Origin of the sequence: Granulicella aggregans (assembly GCF_025685565.1) — a bacterium.
GTDB classification, from domain to species: domain Bacteria; phylum Acidobacteriota; class Terriglobia; order Terriglobales; family Acidobacteriaceae; genus Edaphobacter; species Edaphobacter aggregans_B.
The window spans coordinates 1,108,031-1,125,185 of the sequence record NZ_JAGSYE010000001.1; the positions used below are offsets into that span (position 1 = coordinate 1,108,031).

Annotated in this window: 15 protein-coding genes; 2 read left to right on the forward strand and 13 right to left on the reverse strand. The window is 63.6% G+C overall.

Annotated features, from left to right (window positions below; all coding sequences use genetic code 11):
• Positions 1 to 5: 5 nt before the first annotated feature.
• From OHL18_RS04480 to OHL18_RS04540, 13 genes are all read right to left on the reverse strand, one after another.
• On the reverse strand, positions 6 to 872 hold the full coding sequence (locus OHL18_RS04480) for a HipA domain-containing protein (RefSeq protein WP_263373624.1): 867 nt from the start codon (positions 870 to 872) through the stop codon (positions 6 to 8).
• 278 nt (positions 873 to 1,150) lie between these two features.
• Complete coding sequence (locus OHL18_RS04485; protein ID WP_263373625.1) at positions 1,151 to 2,779, reverse strand: phage terminase large subunit family protein; 1,629 nt, start codon at positions 2,777 to 2,779, stop codon at positions 1,151 to 1,153.
• Positions 2,780 to 2,902: 123 nt separating this feature from the next.
• Entirely contained in the window at positions 2,903 to 7,882 is a 4,980-nt protein-coding gene (locus OHL18_RS04490) for a beta strand repeat-containing protein (RefSeq protein WP_263373626.1), read from the reverse strand.
• 502 nt (positions 7,883 to 8,384) lie between these two features.
• Positions 8,385 to 9,377 (reverse strand): hypothetical protein, encoded by a 993-nt coding sequence (locus OHL18_RS04495; protein WP_263373627.1) that lies wholly within the window; start codon positions 9,375 to 9,377, stop codon positions 8,385 to 8,387.
• Entirely contained in the window at positions 9,374 to 9,883 is a 510-nt protein-coding gene (locus OHL18_RS04500) for a hypothetical protein (protein ID WP_263373628.1), read from the reverse strand. The genes OHL18_RS04495 and OHL18_RS04500 overlap by 4 nt, the downstream gene beginning before the upstream one ends.
• 258 nt (positions 9,884 to 10,141) lie before the next feature.
• Positions 10,142 to 10,594 (reverse strand): hypothetical protein, encoded by a 453-nt coding sequence (locus OHL18_RS04505; protein ID WP_263373629.1) that lies wholly within the window; start codon positions 10,592 to 10,594, stop codon positions 10,142 to 10,144.
• Positions 10,595 to 10,599: 5 nt separating this feature from the next.
• Positions 10,600 to 11,223, reverse strand: a complete 624-nt coding sequence (locus tag OHL18_RS04510; RefSeq protein ID WP_263373630.1) for a hypothetical protein — start codon at positions 11,221 to 11,223, stop codon at positions 10,600 to 10,602.
• Between the two features lie 262 nt (positions 11,224 to 11,485).
• Positions 11,486 to 12,457: a hypothetical protein gene (locus tag OHL18_RS04515; protein WP_263373631.1), complete on the reverse strand. Its 972-nt coding sequence runs from the start codon at positions 12,455 to 12,457 to the stop codon at positions 11,486 to 11,488.
• Between the two features lie 196 nt (positions 12,458 to 12,653).
• Entirely contained in the window at positions 12,654 to 13,019 is a 366-nt protein-coding gene (locus tag OHL18_RS04520; protein WP_263373632.1) for a hypothetical protein, read from the reverse strand.
• Between the two features lie 110 nt (positions 13,020 to 13,129).
• A complete protein-coding gene (locus tag OHL18_RS04525) occupies positions 13,130 to 13,504 on the reverse strand; it encodes a hypothetical protein (protein WP_263373633.1) in 375 nt (124 codons plus the stop codon).
• 305 nt (positions 13,505 to 13,809) lie between these two features.
• On the reverse strand, positions 13,810 to 14,457 hold the full coding sequence (locus OHL18_RS04530) for a hypothetical protein (RefSeq protein ID WP_263373634.1): 648 nt from the start codon (positions 14,455 to 14,457) through the stop codon (positions 13,810 to 13,812).
• Positions 14,458 to 14,501: 44 nt separating this feature from the next.
• Positions 14,502 to 14,900 (reverse strand): hypothetical protein, encoded by a 399-nt coding sequence (locus OHL18_RS04535; RefSeq protein ID WP_263373635.1) that lies wholly within the window; start codon positions 14,898 to 14,900, stop codon positions 14,502 to 14,504.
• Between the two features lie 215 nt (positions 14,901 to 15,115).
• A complete protein-coding gene (locus OHL18_RS04540) occupies positions 15,116 to 15,625 on the reverse strand; it encodes an RNA polymerase sigma factor sigma-70 region 4 domain-containing protein (RefSeq protein ID WP_263373636.1) in 510 nt (169 codons plus the stop codon).
• A gap of 809 nt (positions 15,626 to 16,434) precedes the next feature.
• On the opposite strand from OHL18_RS04540, the gene OHL18_RS04545 reads away from it, so the two are divergent.
• Positions 16,435 to 16,755, forward strand: coding sequence for a hypothetical protein (locus tag OHL18_RS04545; protein ID WP_263373637.1), 321 nt, complete (start codon positions 16,435 to 16,437; stop codon positions 16,753 to 16,755).
• A gap of 158 nt (positions 16,756 to 16,913) precedes the next feature.
• Positions 16,914 to 17,114 carry a hypothetical protein gene (locus tag OHL18_RS04550; RefSeq protein ID WP_263373638.1) on the forward strand — a complete coding sequence of 67 codons (201 nt, stop codon included), beginning with the start codon at positions 16,914 to 16,916 and terminating at the stop codon, positions 17,112 to 17,114.
• The last annotated feature ends 41 nt before the right edge of the window (positions 17,115 to 17,155 follow it).

A 17,155-nucleotide genomic window follows, 5' to 3' on the forward strand; every position in this document is an offset into this window, starting at 1 on the left:
TGGGTTTACATGATGTATCCCTTGCTGGCTGCGGTTTCTGTGAAGTTATGTGGTACGGCAATGCTCTTGGACGGTGTCCAGAGCGGGAACGGAGCGCGTTCGGAGTTCCGGAATGAGAGGATGAGCTCCCGGATTCGGGAACGGCGTTTGAGAAGCTGTTCCATCAGGCGTTCGATGTCGGCCATATCGCCGCCGTACCATTCGGGGGGAACGCTCTCGGCGATGCCTCCGAGGATGTCGGCCTCTATGTGTTCGAAGCGCTTCAGCCAGGGGTCGAAGCTCTCCCATCCTGTGACCCGGGCGTAGACGCTGTTGCGGGCGTAGACACCACGCAGGGGAGAGTCTGGAAAGGTCCAGTCGCCGGCGTTGAAGCAGAAGCCGTGGTCGATGAAGGTGGCGCTGTATCTCTTTCCGCGCGGCTTACGGTTGAAGACTGCCTGCCTTCCGTTGCAGTTGCCCGTCCACTTGTCGAGGGCGAGAATGCCAGCGAACTCCTTGAGGTTGAGGACCTCTTCGAGTTGAGGTTCGGGGAGATAGTCGACGGTCTCGCCGGGGACGAGACCGCCGATGAAGCGGGAGCCGAAGTGCAGGCCGGGGAGACAGCGCTCGCGGCGGCCGTGGCCGAGGTCGACCTCGAGGTCGAACGAGTTGGCGGCGAGCCAGGGGGTGACCTCGACGATGTCGGACTTCGGAACGGAGAGGCCTGCGGCTTCCGCGAGGCGGGAGACGATGAGTTCGTTGGCCAGGACTCGAAGGTGCTGTGGGTTGTTCTGGAACTTGACGACCCAGAGGTTGCCGTCGGCCCCGAGCATGAGCTGGCTCTGGGCGCCGCCACGCATTCTTCGGATTGCCTGGACGGCGAGGACGGCCAACGGTTCTCCTTTCGTGCGGGATAAGAAGGCACACCCCAGGGCAAAAGCCCCGTTCGAAGGCTGAGCTGAGAGCCAAGGCTAAAGCCTTGGCTTACCTGGATGCAACGGCAACGGCAGGAACAACCGGCAACAGCAACGACGAAATGCGGGGGTCTCTCCACTGCGCCGCGCGATAGGACCGCGTGGCTCCGGTCGAGGTGACGCTTCTTTGAAAACTGAAAACTGAGAACTGAGAGCCTGCAATCTGGAACGCCCTCAGCATACGATACGGCAACCCACTACTTCCCAGCGAGAAGCTCGCGGCGAACCGATTGAGCTACGGCCATAGCCATGAAGCAGTCGTCGTGACTGCCGCTGGCGGCACCGGTGCGGCCGTTGGGGAAGGCTACGAAGGTGCGGCACTCGGCGAGCAGCCGGCGGCTGAGGAAGAGCTGCGGCGACTCCGCGAGCAGTGATCCCATAAGGGCCACCATGAGCGGCTTTGTGGCCGTGTTGGTGGGCCATCCGGGTTCGCCCGCGTGTTCGTACAGATTGGCGTCGCGGTCTATCGCTGCCAGATTTGCGAGGACTCCTGACCCGTGGTTGTTTCGCTCCACCGCGATGGCGGCTTGGTTGTACTCGCGGGCGAGCTCGGTGGCGGCGTGGGCGAGGTCGATCGTCTTGAGTCGTTCCTGGAGCTCAGCGCATTGCAGGCCGGATTCTAGATCGATCACCTGGATAGCGGCGAAGTCGCCATCGGGACCTCCGCCTGCGCTGTCCACGCCCACGATGTAACGCTTGCCGGGTTGAGGCGGCAGCCATAGGTGCAAGGTTCCGCCGCGCCGTGTGCCGGCGGGTTGACTTACCTCGGCAAGACGCGTTTCGATGGCTTCGATGTCGAAGCAGCAGTCGCCGGTGGCGCGGAAGCAGGTCTCGGGATCCTCGGCGTACTCCTGGGAGCGGAGCCGTTGATAGCTGGCCTCGAGATTGCGGCGGAAGCCGATCTGCTGCGGGGTGAGGTTGTGCCGGGCCATCAGCTCCGCCTCCTCCGGCGTGGGGTCGGTGACGGCGGCATCGATATAGGCAGCCTCCAGCCACCAGGGGAAGAAGTGGCGGACGAGGGCGGTTTGCTGGTGTGGTTCGGTCCCAGGTCTCAAGAGCGAGACCTGGGGCACCCGGTTCGGTTGTGGGTTGATGGCCTTGATCCACTCCTCGTAGAAGCAGCCATAGGCACCGTTGGGCGTGGACTCCAGCACAAGCTCGCCGCCGGGGGCGAGTGCGGCGCGGAGACCAGCGAGGGTCGCGGCGGCTTTTCCGGGCCAGCGTGCGACCTCGCTGCAGTGCAGATTCTGCATGGTGAGTCCCCTTCCCGCGTTCGGATCCGAAGCGGACAAGACGCGGAACTCGCTATCGAGTGCGGGGAAGCGCATGGCGCGGACGTTCGCGACGCTACGCCGAAGCGCACCGTCGCGAAGCTCTTCGTCGAGGCACTCCCAAAGGCGCTGAACGATCTCGAAGATCGCCTCGGCCGCGCTGCGGGTGTGCGCGACCATCACGGTAAGGACTCCCCGGGCGGTGATGGTCTTCAGGAAGAAACGGCCTGCGACCCAGGTAGTGATCCCCATCTGGCGAGCCTTGAGGATGATGTTGCCGGTGTCGCGGACCTCCTCGAAGGCGAGCTGCGCGGGGTTGGCGGAGAGCGGACGCTCAAGGCCGAAGCGGTCACGTACGCGGAGCAAGACCCGGGCTAGAAAGATCGACGGAGGACGAACGTCGCCGGGGATGCGTGGATGCTTGAGCAGCTCACCCATCTCCAGCAGGCACTCGATGTCGCCGATCTCCGCGGCCCTCCCTGAAACTTCAGAGCAGTTCTCGCTTTCTGCTGGTGGTTCGTAGCCATCGTCTTGAGCGGAGTCTTGACCGGGCAATGGGATAAGAACCTCCCCTCGTGTTGGGCGGGCCGAGCGGTTTGTGCCGCGCAGGAGGGATCCACCCATCGCAAGAGGCAAGGCGCGATGGATGGAGCACCCGATCCTGGGCGGCGGCGAGCATCAGTTCAGTTGCTGCCAGTACTCGCCGGCGGCGGTGTTGGAGATGAGCGTGCCTTTGAAGTCTTTGCAGGCGTTGTTAGGGATGGTGATCGATGTAGTTCCAGTGATGTTGTTGAAGGGAGCGTCGGACGGTGCGGCGACGGTCAGCGTGTTCGATCCCGAGGACGAGTTGTTGCAGCGGCGGATGACGCGGTTGGTATAGCCGACGGCTGAGGGTAGCGTGTCGGTGATGGAGTTGCTCGCGGTGTTGAAGACCTTGCAGCCGTCGGCGGCTACTGACGTGTAGGTCGCGGTGGTGACTACGTTGGGGTCGCAGTTGGAGAGGGTCGAGCCGGTGACCTGATCGATGGCGTGGCTGGCCATGGGGGCGATGACGCTGGCCTGTCCGGTGGCGGTGAGGTGGGTGGTGTCGGATTGGTAGTAGGTGGTGTTGCTGTAGGCTCCGTCGGCGCCGACGATGGGGTTTCCGGCGAAGTCGGCGAGGGCGTCGCAGGCGTTGAGGGCCTGAGCGCGGATGAGTGGGTTGAGGGTGTCCTTGTCGGCGGCGTCGTTGGAGGTGCCGCTGGTGGCGCGGGAGATGGTGGTGGCGGCGATGGTCTTGAAGCCGAAGCTGTGCATGATGGAGCACTCTTCGAGGATGGAGTCCACCGCCTGCTGCGCTGTCCGGCCCTTGGTGACGATGTCGTTGGTGCCGTTCCAGATGAAGGAGACGTTGGACTTCGCGTTGGGGGCGTAGGCGAGCTTTTCGCGTGACGGAAGCAGGCTCATGTTGACGTTCGAGCCGATGTTGCCGATGCCGTAGTTGACGACGTTGTAGGCGATGTTGGTGGAGAGGACGCCGGAGGTGCAGAACGGCGTGACGCCTTCGCCATTAGTGAGGGAGTCGCCGGTGCAGACGAGCTGCGGGGTGATGGTGGGCGTGTAGAAGGGCTGGAAGTTGACGCCTTTCGATTGGGCGAGGGTCTTGGTGAGGCCGGTGGCTGCTGCTGCGTCTTGTGCGGAGAGTTGCGTCGACCAAGCGGTCCAGCGATAGACCTGGCCGGTCATGTAGGTGTCGTAGCCGGTGGGCGAGCCGCAGACGTTGTAGACGCCGTTCGATTTGCCGAAGGTGGTGGCGCTGCCGGCGACGGTGGGCTGCTGGATGCCGTCGAGGTAGTAGGTGTCCTGGGTGGGGTTGCCGCCGGCGACGCCGAGGACGACGATGAGGACGTGGGTGCCGACCATCGAGCCGTCCATGGTGCTCTGCTGGCCGCCGTTGACGCTGAGGAAGGGCTGGTAGCCGTAGTTTTGCGAGCCGGAGTTGAAGCTGAGGCCGGCGATGGAGGAGTTCGCCCACAGCGTGTAGAAGGTGGGGTTGGCGGGGCCGTTGTTTCCGCCCGGAGCGTTGAGGGTGTAGACCATCATGATGGATTTGGCGTTCTGGGTGCCGGCGGTGGTGAAGTACTGGCCGGTTGCGCCGCCGGAGCCTGCGGTGCCGTTGCAGGCGAGGCCCTGGGATGTCCAGGTGGGAGCTGCTGGTGCGCTGGGGAAGCTGCCGGTATTGCCGTTGGGGCTGGAGTCGGCGGGCGCGGTGCCTGAGCCGTCGTTGAGCTGGTAGTCGGCGAGGACGGCGGACTGCTGAGGCAGGGTGGCGAAGCTGAAGGCGTTGCAGCTTCCATCGAGGGCGCAGGCGGTGCCGTTGATGGTGACGGAGGCCCCGTGGGTGGCGGCGGCCCCGAGGTTGGTGCCGTTGGTCTTGAGGCAGGTGATGGCTCCGCTGGGGGACATGGTGCAGTCGCCGGAGACGGTCTGCGGGGCAAAGGCGGTGCCTGCTGAGTTGCCGACGAGGACCTGGCCTGCTGACGGCGAGGTGGAAGAGCCTGTTCCGCCGCTCGTTGGGGCGATGGGTGTCGAAGCTGTCAGAGTTGTGAAGGCTCCGGTGGAGGGCGTGGTTGCGCCGATGGTTGCGCCGTCGATGGTGCCGGAGGTAATGGCGGCTGTGGAACTGCTGCCTCCGCCGCCCGTGCCTGCGGGAACGGACCAGGTGCCGTCTTCGCGAAGGTAGCGGGTGGTGCCGGCGGTTGCGCCGGGATCGGGGACGGCACCGATCGCGTGACTAGAGCCGCTCGCGCCGAAGAGAGGCAGGCGGGCAGCGGCGAAGGTTCCGGCGGAGATGCTGGAGGCGGTGAGGCCGGAGATGTTGGTGGCGTTGAGATTGGTTGCGTTGATGTTGGTTGCGGTGAAGCCGCTGGGAGCGAAGGTGAAGCCGGTGCCGCGCAGGCTCATGGTGAAGGTGCTGGACTGCGGGGTCCACTGCATGGTGTCGGTGCCGACGCTGCTTTGCAGCTCGAAGAGGTCGAAGGGGCTGTTCCACTTGGTGCAGCCGTGGGAGTTGCAGTTGACGTCGAAGAGGCTGGTCTCGCCGCCCTGGAGGACCATGGTGCGCTTCCAGACGCCGGTGGCCTCGTAGGCGGCGTCGGGCGCGTTGTGGGTGCCTCCGTTGCCGATGTAGTTCGACGCTGGCGTGGTGTTGTTGATGGTCCAGCCCTGCAGGCCGGGGCCGTTGTTGCCTTGGTAGGTGATGCCGGCGCGCGTGTAGGTCGTCGGGCGCGGCGTGGTCTGGGTGACGTAGGAGATGTCGGCGGCGAGCTGCTGCTGGAAGAAGTGCGGCTCTTCGACGGTGTCTCCCGTGGCCCAGGCGACGTTGTTGGGGGCAAGGGTCATGGCTCCATCGACGGCTTTGGTCGACGCGTTGTAGACGCTGAGGACCTCCGCCATGGGATAGAGGGCGAAGCCTCCGGTGACCAGCGTGATGGTGCCGCCGGTGCTGGTGCTGTTGGCCCCGGTCTGGGTGTAGGTGAGCGAGTTGGCGGCGATGGAGGTTACGGTGAAGGTGCCGTTATAGCTCGAGTCGGCTACGCCGGAGATGGTGACGGGCAGACCGTTGAGATCGAGCGGCAGGTTGCCGGTGGTCGTCAGCGTGACGAGGTTGCCGAAGCGGGTGAGGTTGGCGATGGCGAGGTTGACGTTGAGATAGGCGCTGGTGGTGTTCGATTGGCCGACGACGGACGAGGTGGTGCCCGCGTAGTACAAGCCGTTCGCGGAGAAGGAACCGACGACGGGGAAGACCTGGCGGATGCCTGCGGTGGTGTCGACCGTCTGTTCGAGGCCATAGCCGCAGAGGCCGCCGATGGCGATGGTCGAGAGCGCGGCGTGGGCCTTGTTGAAGGTGATGCGCATGTGGGTGGCGTCGGTGACGGTGTAGGCGGCCATCTCGTAGTTCGAGGGAAGGACGCCGCTGACCTGGTCGGCGATGCAGGCGAGGCCGGAGGTTGCGGGAGCGGATGCGGTGCTGGTGGCGTAGCCCGAAGGAGTTCCACTGGTCGCGATGGCGAAGGTGACGGTGCCGGGGGCGACGTTGTTGGCTTGCGACACGATGGCCTGACCGGTCGAGAAGAAGGTGCTGAGCGGGAAGGTGGTTCCGCTGAAGCTGGCGGAGGCGTGCGGGGTTCCGATCGTGCCTCCGGTGAGGGTGCCCGAGGAGATGACCTTGGCGGGGTTGGTGTCGATGAGGAAGCGGCCATCGCCCTGAGTGCCGGTGCCTGCGGTGGGAGTGATGTTGAGGGCGGTCGAGCCAGTGGAGCAGCCGGAGGCGCAGGTGCCGTCGAAGACGAGGGCGTCTTCGCTGATCTGGATGTCCATTGGATGGGTGCCTTCGTCGGCCTCGTCGCGGAACCCGCCAGAGGAGACGAGGTACTCGGAGCCGATGAGGCAGTCGCCCACGCCGTAGCAGGAGGCGAGACGCGGGACGAGGACGTGCTGGCCCTGGGTGTTGTAGGTGCCGTTGACGGTCATGGCGCTGTAGCCGCTCTTGAAGTAGGGAACGGAGCCGTCGATGGTCTTGGGGTAGAGGTTCGAGCCGCCGGTGGGGGCGTTATCCGAGACGGCGAGGCCGACGGAGGTTGGACTCTGTGTGCCGTTGAGCTGGAAGAGCGCGGCGCCGCTGCGGGTGGAGACGACGTCGATGGACTGGCCGGATTCGATGCCGGGAGACTGGAAGTTTTCTGGGTTGATGTAGCTGTCCCAGCGACCGCCTTTGCGGGTGTCTTCGACGTGGGTCTGGCTGGGCCACTGGAGGGGACGAAGCACCTCGTTGGCGTTATAGCTCGGGTCGGCGACCACCTGGCAGCCGCTGGTGCAGTCGGAGCTGGCGGTGGCGTTGGCGACGCCGTTGGCGAGGCCGGAGGTAGCATACCGCGAGGCGTACTCCGCTCCGTTGAGGCGGTTGACGGAGAGCGCGGTGCCGGTGGGCTGGGCGATGATCTGGCTGGCGGCGGGGTTCAGCGCGACTCCGCCTGCGCCACCGCTGACCGAGGCGACACTGATGTCGACATAATGCTTGTCGGCAGCCTGGAGGCTGGAGACGGGATCGGCGGGGAGGACAAGCGGGCCGGTCATGGTGCCGCCGGCGATGGGGACGTAGGCGGTGGTGCCGGTGGTGGTGCCTCCGTTGACGGCGGCGGCGATGGCGGTGTCGACGTAGCTCTTGGTGACGGTCTGCAGGGCGACGCTGGCGGGGAGGACGGTGGACTTGATGGTGGCGATGGTGACGGGCGTCGAGGAGACGGGGACGACCCAGTACTCGCGGCTGACGGTGCCGTCGTCGAGGTGATAGACGGCGGTGTAGTAGCTGCCCATGGGGTTCGATCCGGCGTTGGGTACGAGCGCGACGGTGAAGACGCCGCTGGTTCCGATGGTGACCGAGGTATTGCCGGCGGGAACGCTGAGGCCGGTGGACGTGGTGAAGGCTGGCCAACTGATGAGGACGGTGCCGGTGGCGGTGGTGCCGTCGGCGCGGTAGACGGTGTCGGTGAGCTGGGTGGTGGGGAGGGTGGTTTGCGCGGCTGCCAGGGTTGTCATTGGCGACGGGTTGCATCCGGCGAAGAGCGTGGCTATGAGTAAGAGCTTGATGAGCCAGTGGTGAATGCGGGTGCGTGGCATGTGGTGTCTCCTGAAAGAACTTGGGTGGGGCGGGTGTCGCGTTTGGCTAAGGCGTACCTCAGCGGCTAAAGCCGCGTGGGGAGAGAGGTTGTGATGGCACGGCTGAAGCCGTGCCCTTAACAAGGCCCAGGGAGCTTTTACGTCCCACCCATCGCTCTGCCACCCCAGCGAACAAAGAGCGTTCGCCGGGGACCCCGGACGCTGCGATGGATGGGGCACCCGAGCGTTGGCGGTGGTTCGTCCCACATCTCAGAACCTGTTTAATGACTCGTCATCTCGACCGGAGCGGCGGACGGCTTCATCGTCTGCCGCGTAGTGGAGAGACCCCGTATTTCGCCTCGGTTCTTGCTGTTGCTGGCATCCTCAAGCCAAAAAAGAGACAACTTCCCAGGCGTTGTCGGTGGCTTGTGACAAAAGGACACAGACGAAATGCGGGGGTCTCTCCACTGCGCCAAGCGATAGAGCCGCTTGGCTCCGGTCGAGATGACGGTCCTGTGATGGGCTAAAGAGAGCGCATGGGGCCGGGGAGGTAGCTGCGGAAGCAGAGGACCTGGGCGCTGTCGTTGGCGTCCGTTACCGGAAGGGCGCGGAAGGCGGCGGCTAGGCGCATGCGTTCGAGCGGTGCGGCGAGGCCGGTTGCGGTTGCGATAAGTGGGGCCGCGATCTCGGAGGCGCCTTGAAGCGGTTGAAGGCGTGGGTAGTGGTAGAGGATGCGGTCGCCTTGTTGCCCGTCGAAGACGAAGAGAGCGGACCACTCCTGGAAGAAGCTGCCGCCCTCGCGGTCGCAGAAGCCGGTGACGCGGCTGATCTGCATGCCTGCTATGGGCGCGCCTGCGATCAGAGGGCTGCCGAGGGTGAGGACGCCGGAGGCGATGGCGGTGACGCGGCCTACGTTGAGGGTGACGCGTCGGATGTAGTTGATGTCTGCGGCGACGGCGGGGGACGAGGTGACGTAGGCCGCTGCGACGCCGCTGCCGACGTAGCCGGTCTGGCTGGTGTAGTCGAGGTCTACGGCGACGATGTCTCCGAGGTTGAAGGTCGAGGATGCGGAGCCGACGTTGAGGGCCGTGGCGCTTGAGCCGGAGAGCGTGATGGGGACGGCCGTCGCGGCGGTGCCTCCGGAGCCGTTGGGATTTGTGCCTGTAGCGGTTACAAGTAGATTTAACTGCTCAGACCCGGCAGCGACGGCGAGTTGCAGCTTGCCCCAGCTTTCGAAGTCGAGCGATAGGGTGGCTTCGACCTCGCTGCGGACCTGGGTCTGGACGATGGCGGGCGCTCCGGTGCCGAGCGGGGCGATCTTACTCGCCGACTTGCGCGTGAAGTTGGAGGTCCAGCCTAGATCGATCCATGGTGCGGGTGGCGTGTCGAGCGAGAATGCTCCTTGTTGGGCCGGATCGAAGAGCGTCGGCGTGCCTGTCGTGCGATTGACGGGAGCGAAGTAGGCGCGGAGGCGGTTCGATACGGGGGCGGTGGCGGGGACGAGTTGCGAACTCATAGCTCACCCGCTTCCTGGTATGCGAAGACTTCAACGACGGCGGTGCGTTCGAGGCGTTCGCCGGAGGTCTTGACGGGCGCGAAGCGCGGAGTGCTCCAGAAGATGTTGGTGGACATGGTGACCGCGGGTGCTCCGGTGCCTGCGACACCGGAGAAGTTCTTCTTGATGGCGGACTGGGTCTCGGTGACGAGGGCGGCGGTGAGTTCGCCGTCCATGGCTCCGAGCAGGCGACCGCGGTCCATGCCGCCGTTGCCGGAGGTGCCATCGGTGGCGTAGTTGATCTGGCACTCCATGGCGACGAGGGGCAGTGGGCTGGAGGCGTCGACGGTCATGGCGGTCCAGTGGAGGGTGAAGGCGTCGGTTGGCTGGAAGGCGGTGGGAAGCTCGTTCTCCTCGACGAGGACGCCCGGGCGGACCTGGCCGCGCAGCACGATGGTGCGCTCGGGATTGATCGAGGCGAGGCGAGTTCGTAAGGCGACGAAGAAGGAGTCGCGGGCGTCTTGCATGGGGACCTCTTGGGGTGGTGTTGAGGTGGATTGGGGCCGGAGATCGTTGGCCGAAAGGTTCGGACGGCATAGGAGATGTGAGCTGCGTCGGGTCCTTCGACTGCGCATCTCGCGATGAAGCTGCGAGATGCTCCGCTCAGGATGACGGGTCGTTGAGCGATGCACGGAAATGCAAGAGCAAAGGCGAAATGCGGGGGTCTCTCCGCTGCGCCACGCGATGACACTGCGTGGCTTCGGTCGAGATGACGCTTTCCGGGATTAGGTTCGAAGCGCTTGCGGAGCACGTAACAGCAGGCGATACAAATAGGCTGCGCCGCCGAGTTCGGAGAAGGTGGCGGACTCGATCTCGAGAAGCACGCCGTCGATCAGGACGCCGAAGGCTGTGTTGAAGAGCGTTGCTGCGGAGTTGTACTCTTGGCTGCCGATGAGTGCGTTCACGGCGGTTGCGGAGACGAGCAACTCATACTGTGGTGCGGGACTTTTAGCTGTTGCGACGGACGATGGAATCCGGGGCCGGACGCGGCGATAGATGACCGGGCACAGGGGGAAGTCCTGGAACTGGGGCGTGGAGAGGCCGAGCTGTTCGCCGTCGTCATCGGGGATGGCGGGCGCGGGGGTGCGAAGGAGGACCTGGCGTCCGCCGACGCCTCGGAGCAGCGTGTCGGCTGCTCTTATTGCTGCTGCATTCACGCTGGACTTGCTATTTGTCATGGGGCTCACCCGATCCTCTGCGCGAGATAGGGCCGCAGCAGCGATTGGATTTGCGGGTCGAGGATGCTGGAGCTGAAGTACTGCATCTGCATGGTGTCGATCTTGTTGCTGCGGATGTTCATGGCGGGAGTGGCCTGGGCGTTGCGGACGATCTGGGCGCAGGCGACCTTGACGGCGTCGGGGATGGTGATGAGGCCGGCGGTGTAGGTGAACTCGACCTCGTTGTAGCCGAGACCGAGGAAGTTCATGGGAAAGGTGAACTCGCCGGTCTGGGGGTTGATGTCGACGGTGGTCGGGTCGAGATCGCTCCAACTGCCGGGGATGCTGAAGGCCCAGGCGACCTGTGCGAGGAGTGGGTCTTGAAGCTCGCCCCGGCGTGGCTGGGCGTAGCGGACGCGCACACCGACGAGCGCGGAGTTGTTGGGCGCGACGATGGCGAGCGGGTTGTAGCTGGGCACGGCGGTCTGGGAGTTGGCCGTGAGCCGGACACGCTCCACATATTGCGTGGCGAGCAGGCTGGGGCGGCGGCAGTAGCTCTCCATCAGGGCGGAGGCGGTGGTGATCCAGTCGTCGGTGGTGTCCGCGGGCAGGCCGAATTGTTCGTACTCTGCGGGCAAGAGATAGCCCATGGTGTCCGCCTTTCTGTGCGGTCGAGAAGATAGGGGCCGGTGAAGGTGCGCCGGCCCCTTGGGGAAGTCGGGGTTGTACGTTGTACGAGGTTGGGGAACGGTATGGGATCCCACCCATGACGATGGAACTGTCATGGATGGGGCATCCGGAGGTTGGTGACGCGGAGAGAAGCCCACATCTCAGAATCGAGATGTGGGGCACCCGATTTGTTAAGGTTCGTCGTTTCTCTACCACCTAAACCCTGTTCCCTACAGCCTGCCTTTAGCGGTCTACGAGGACCTGGGCGTGGGCGTAGCTTGCGCCCTTGACCACGACGGCGCCGAACTTCACGACGACATGCTGCGAGGTAAGCGAGCCCGGCAGTCCGAGTTGGAAGACGCGCGGGTTGGGTTCGCTGAGCCAGTGGTACTCGATGAGGTCCTCGGTAACGATGAAGGCGGGCAGGACGGCGCTTCCGGAACCGGGCGTGCCGGTGTAGGAGAGTGTCCACTCGGGGATGAGCGGGAGATCGCCTGCCTGGGTGGAGAGGGTCTTGACGGTGAAGCCGCCCTGGACCGTGGTCGTGTTGAGCACCACGTTGAACTCCGTCTTCATCTCGCGATCGATGAGGTCGAGCAGGACGGGGTTGGCGTAGATGGCTGTAGGCCGGACGCCGAAGGAGCTGTTGGCGACCATGGAGGCCACCTGCGCCTTGATGCCGTCGACGATGCTGGCCGAGGTGCCGATGGTGGTGGTCTGTCCGCCGGCGACGATTTGGCCTACGGCTCCAAAGTACTGGGTGGTCGTGGGCGAGGTGAGGCTGGTGTCGTTGCCGTTCCACAACGCCATGTCATGGGTGCGGAGGACGCCTTCGACGGTGTCGGTCAGGTCCTTGGCCTGCAGATAGGCGAACTGGCTCTGCTGCTGGCCGAGTTCGATATCGAAGAGGTTGTAGTTGATCTGCGCGACCAGGGCCTTCAGCGGGACGCTGCGCTCGACGCGGGTGGGCGTGACGAGCGGAGCGACGATGTTGCGCGGGTCGACGAATCCGGCGGCGGCGGTGGGCGACGGGATGGCCGTCTCTTCGAAGTAGCGCGACGGATGGCCGGTGGCGGGGACCTGCTTGATGCGCTGGCCGAAGACGCCGCGGCGGCGGACGATGTCGGTGATCTCGGTCTGGTAGAGGGGGACTTCGATGGCTCCGGGTCCGATGTAGTCGGCTGTGGCGTAGAGGTCGGCGAACTTAGCGTTCATGCGTGGATCCTTTCGGGACGAGGTTGGTGAGGGCAAAAGGAAAGGGCCCGGGTGTCCGGGCCCTGCGCTTGTGGTGGAGTCGAGTGGTAGGCCGTCTGGTGGGCGTTTTACGTCCCACCCATCGCAAAAGACAGAGGCGCGATGGATGGGGCACCAGGGCGTTAGTGGCCGGGCTCTGCTACTGGTGTTGGTGGGGCTAGATGAGGCCGGCGCGGAGGAGCTGCGATTTGACGGCGATGCGCTGCTCGAGGCTGAGGCTGGTGAGCGCGGCGTCGATCGCAGTGGACTCCACGGGTGCTCCGTCGTGGCGTGCGGCGAGGCTGACGGGCAGCGTGCGGCGGCCATTGTTTGTCGAGGCCAAGGCGCGGAGTTCGGCGATGGTCTTCTCGGCGTCGGCGAGGCGCTGGGCGAGTTCGGACTCGCGCGGGCTTTCGACGGTGGCGACAATGGGGCCGATGGCGTCGGACGCAGTGATGCGCGGCACGGCCTGCTCGATGGCCTCGACGGCGGCGGCGAGGCGTGTTGCCAACTGCTCGAGGGTGAGTTTTGTATTGTCCTGCATCGATCCTCCTTGTAATGGTGTGGCGGGATGGCGCGTAACGGGGCGGTGTGTGGTCCCACATCTCAGAAGCGAGATGTGGGACACCCGATTTGGATCCGGATTGGGTCTGGCTAGCTGGCGGGCTGTGCCTGCACGTTGAGGATTCCGACGACGGCGGAGATGACGCTCTGGACGTAACCGGCGTCGGCGGTGATGCCGGCCTTCTCGAGCAGCGAAGTGACGGCGTCTCCGGCGAGCAGCATGACCTCGGCGAGCTTCTGCGTGCCGGTGCCGTTGGCGATCCCCGCGGCGGCGTACTTCTGCTCGACCATGATGACTGCGTTCTGGATCAGGGTAGTGGCGGAGGCAGCGGCGGTCATCTCGGGGGCGATTGCCGGGAAGAGCAGAGCGGTCAGCTTTTCGACGGGCAGGGCGTACTTCATCGCCCAGCTAAAGCCTTTGGCGAAGTCCTTTCCGATGGTTTCGAGTGTTCCGATGAAGCTCATTGGTTTTCCTTTCGGGTGATGCGGGTGGGTGCTGAACAGTAAGAGCGGTCAAGACCGTGGCAAGTGCAACGGCAACGGCAAAGGCCAATGCGGGGGTCTCTCCACTGCGCATCGCGGTGAGGCTGCGATGCTCTGGTCGAGATGACGGGTCGATAACAACGCGCGTCAGAGAACCTGACCGGCCTCAGAAGCTCGGGTGCCCCATCCATCCTCGCGTCGTTTACGAGGATGGGTGGGATGGATGTGGCCGAGACAACCGCCGTTCGGCGAGACGAACACCGCGAGAAGGTGCGACAAGGCGAGAGCTACAGGCGTTGCGCTGAGGCGCGTGGCGACCGGCAGAGGCGGAAGCTGGTGGCGCGGTAGGCCGCCTTTTCGCGGAGCAGGATGGCGGCGCCGGTGAAGGTGGCCCGGGTGAGGGTCCAGAGCTGGGCGCGCATGTCGGCGACGTGGGCGTCGGCAAGCTCGTAGCTCATTCCCATGGCCGTCTCGCTCTCTCCGCTAGCATGAATCTTCTTCTCCATCTCGGGGAAGTCGCGGGCGAAGAGATACCCGGAGACGGTGAGGCGGGTTCCATCTACCTGCGCGGCGGTGATGATGCCGCACTTCTGGCGGGCGTCGTGGCCGTCCCATCCGGCCTTGTAGTCGACGGCCATTCCGAGCAGGCTGGGCAGGGCTGCCTCTGCTGCGGTGCGCGTCAGGATGACGCGATGTCCGCGAGCTCCGCTGGGGGCGCGGTCGCTGGGGACGTCGACCAGGGTGAGGACGCCTTCGAAGGGAAGCCGGTTGGGATGTCCGTGGACGACGGGGAACTCCACCGCCATGGCGTGAAGCTGCATGGCTTGGCTACGCAGTGGGCCGCTGTCCGCGGCTGTATGGCCGATACGCGCTCCGCAGCTTCTTCGTGCGATGTTCTTTGACGCAGTGACCCGTTCCGTTGCCGTCTGGCTCATCACCCTCTCCTGTCTCGGTGCGGTTTCTGTTGGCTCATTCCTGCTCAATTGCCGGATTCGCGTTCGGCTGCGAGTTTGGCGGCAAGCCGAGTTTCATTGGCGGCGATCATCTTCGCCTCGTGCTCCTTCATGTTGTCGAGCAGCCTCTGGGCGAAGCTTTTGCCCTTGCGCTTCGCGGGCGCGGGCATGGGACGGAGATCGAAGCCGCCGAACTTCGCCAGATGGTTGAAGTGCGGGACGCTGCCGCTCTTCGCCTGATCGACGAAGGTTTCGAGGATATCCGGCAAGGACTTTGCCACTGCCTCGCGGGTGTAGTTGCGGCATTGGCTGGGGCGGGGAGGCTTCTTTTCCGCGCTCTCACTCAGACCGGACGCGGTCCCGTCTTCCTGGTCTACAGGCAGATCGTGGCCGCTTGTTTTGCGGACACTCTTGCTGCTGGCCATGCTTATGCCTCCTTCCTGGTGGATTGAGGATTGGAAGTGAGTTAAAACAGAAACGGGAGAGTGGCCCGAAGGCACTCTCCCGTTCATCTCTCACTTACATTTCTAGAATACCAAGTGCAGTGCATCCTTTGGGCAAAAATCTTTTTCTTTCAACTTGTTGATAATAAGAATCTTGCACGCGCAAACGACAAGGCCCCCTCTTGACAAGGTTTTTGTCAGGAGCAGGAAAACGGCTCGAGCAGCTTCACTTCGAGCAGAATTCCGGTGAGACGGTTCATGGCGTCGTTGTACTTCCTCATGATGGTTCGGCGAGTGAACTGGAGCATCTGGGCTGCCTCCTCCTGGGTGAACTGCTGCAGGGCTATGCGGCGAATGAGCCATTGCTGATCGGTGTCGAGCCGATTGATGCAGGACTCCATATCGTGAATAAAGATGCAGTTGTCCTCAAAGGTATGCACCTGATACGAGGTCACATTGCCCGGGAAGATCTCCTTTCCCAGCAGCGAGGGCACCCTGCCCGCCTCCATCGACATCGAGACATACCTGCGGAGCATGCCTTCGGTGTATTTGCGATAGAAGGCCAACTCGGCGGCGGGCCGGGTGTGCGACCGAGGCGGTGGGGGGCCGGCGGCGGCCTCCAGTGCCACTCGTGGAACGAGCGTAGGGACGCGGCCAGGTTGAGCGCAGGCCTGCAAGCGGGGCAGCAACAGCGGCGCGGCGCTCATGCGGCACCTCCAGCAGGACGGGATGCAGACGCGATAAAGGGCCGCTTCGAGCTGTTGCGTGGAACGCGGCAGCGGGTACGTCCAGCCCGTTCTCCGGCCATGCGGATGCGATGGTTCCTGCACTTCCCGGGGTTGGGTTTGGGGAACTCTGCCAGTCTTGCGGCGCAGCCGCGACAGTAGACGCCGTCGACGGTGCCAGTCCGGAGCCAAAGTACCCCGCATCCTTCGCAGATTTTCAAATAAACGCGCGAATTGTTCATTTTTGCCCTCTCTTACGGTTTTCCGGACCGGTCCCGTGGATTCTTCAGTGGTCGGAAGGGACCGCCCGGATTGCTGTGAAGCGAGCGAGGCCGCGCGCCGCTTGCAGCGTGCTGGCCGGAGCTGCGCTTGTTGATGAGCGACTTCTCCAGTTGACGGATGTTGTTGCTTTCACAGAGGGAAAGGGAAACCAGGGCCCAGCAGCAAAACAGTGATGCAGGAGGATGGCATATCCTTCGGGCTGATTGGCCTTGAAGGTGTCGTCATTAGCCAGCAGAAAGTTTTCGAGTTATAGCTATTGGAAAATCGAAAGTCAAGTATTTATTTGGCAATTGTATCGTTGACAAACCCATTTTATTTTGTAACCGCCTGCAAACTGTTGTCTGTTATGCAGTTAGCGGTTTCACCCCGCCCGAAAACTTTTATTGAAGGGGCATACACGATGTTTGCTATAAGAAATACTTTGCGGCGGGTGAGCCACGGGCCGGGCCGGATCGTATATCTCAGTAGGACGATCCGTCCAGAAAATGGACGATTGATCCCAAACCCTTATGCCCAACGAGAAAACCCAACGCGGTACACTGAAACCCCAAAGGTGGCTCACAGTGGCTAAGAGTGATGAGATATACGGCGGATTAGTGCGCGAGATCGCGGCGCATAAACGAAACATCGCCCTGCTGGAAGTCAAGATTCGGCAAGCTGGAAGCGATATCAGGTCTACGGGCGAATCTGTGCTGAACTTTGACCCGTCTATTGAGTGGGACGCTGTGGCGGCGGCTGTAGACGAGATGCGAGTAGTTATGCCGGAGCTTCACACAGAACAGGCGACATTAGCAGACAAGCAGACCGCACTAGAGGCGATGGATGCCTAAGACACCTCCGCCTAAAAAGTACGCGAAACCGTTGTCACTTCACCCACTCACACCCGAACAGGCGCTCTCCGCGTTGCTGAAGGTGAAGCCGGAATCAAAACAGGCGCACGACAAGCCGGAAGTACAATCCTCAGATGCCCCGATGCGACGAAGGAAAGATGCTGTTTAAGGCGTGGAGCGACGCCGCAGATATTCATGGTGTGTTTGCCGCCAGAAAGATTCTTGCCGACTATCGACCCGAAGTGACAATTTCTTACAACGAAGCAAACGAGCTCGGCCTTAAGGCTCAAAGAGCATATCTTCGCCACACGTCCGTCTGTGAAGAATGTCTGTATTCAGGCGGCAAAGAGCAAGACTGACGCAGTAGTCAGATGCCCGCCCTCTCGGACATTTGGCGGTC

Excerpts from the sequence above, each read along its gene's own strand:
- OHL18_RS04490 (WP_263373626.1), bottom strand. The coding sequence starts at position 7,882 with ATGCCACGCACCCGCATTCACCACTGGCTCATCAAGCTCTTACTCATA.
- OHL18_RS04495 (WP_263373627.1), bottom strand. The coding sequence starts at position 9,377 with ATGAGTTCGCAACTCGTCCCCGCCACCGCCCCCGTATCGAACCGCCTC.
- OHL18_RS04500 (WP_263373628.1), bottom strand. The coding sequence starts at position 9,883 with ATGCAAGACGCCCGCGACTCCTTCTTCGTCGCCTTACGAACTCGCCTC.
- OHL18_RS04505 (WP_263373629.1), bottom strand. The coding sequence starts at position 10,594 with ATGACAAATAGCAAGTCCAGCGTGAATGCAGCAGCAATAAGAGCAGCC.
- OHL18_RS04510 (WP_263373630.1), bottom strand. The coding sequence starts at position 11,223 with ATGGGCTATCTCTTGCCCGCAGAGTACGAACAATTCGGCCTGCCCGCG.
- OHL18_RS04515 (WP_263373631.1), bottom strand. The coding sequence starts at position 12,457 with ATGAACGCTAAGTTCGCCGACCTCTACGCCACAGCCGACTACATCGGA.
- OHL18_RS04520 (WP_263373632.1), bottom strand. The coding sequence starts at position 13,019 with ATGCAGGACAATACAAAACTCACCCTCGAGCAGTTGGCAACACGCCTC.
- OHL18_RS04525 (WP_263373633.1), bottom strand. The coding sequence starts at position 13,504 with ATGAGCTTCATCGGAACACTCGAAACCATCGGAAAGGACTTCGCCAAA.
- OHL18_RS04530 (WP_263373634.1), bottom strand. The coding sequence starts at position 14,457 with ATGAGCCAGACGGCAACGGAACGGGTCACTGCGTCAAAGAACATCGCA.
- OHL18_RS04535 (WP_263373635.1), bottom strand. The coding sequence starts at position 14,900 with ATGGCCAGCAGCAAGAGTGTCCGCAAAACAAGCGGCCACGATCTGCCT.
- OHL18_RS04540 (WP_263373636.1), bottom strand. The coding sequence starts at position 15,625 with ATGAGCGCCGCGCCGCTGTTGCTGCCCCGCTTGCAGGCCTGCGCTCAA.
- OHL18_RS04545 (WP_263373637.1), top strand. The coding sequence starts at position 16,435 with ATGCCCAACGAGAAAACCCAACGCGGTACACTGAAACCCCAAAGGTGG.
- OHL18_RS04550 (WP_263373638.1), top strand. The coding sequence starts at position 16,914 with ATGCTGTTTAAGGCGTGGAGCGACGCCGCAGATATTCATGGTGTGTTT.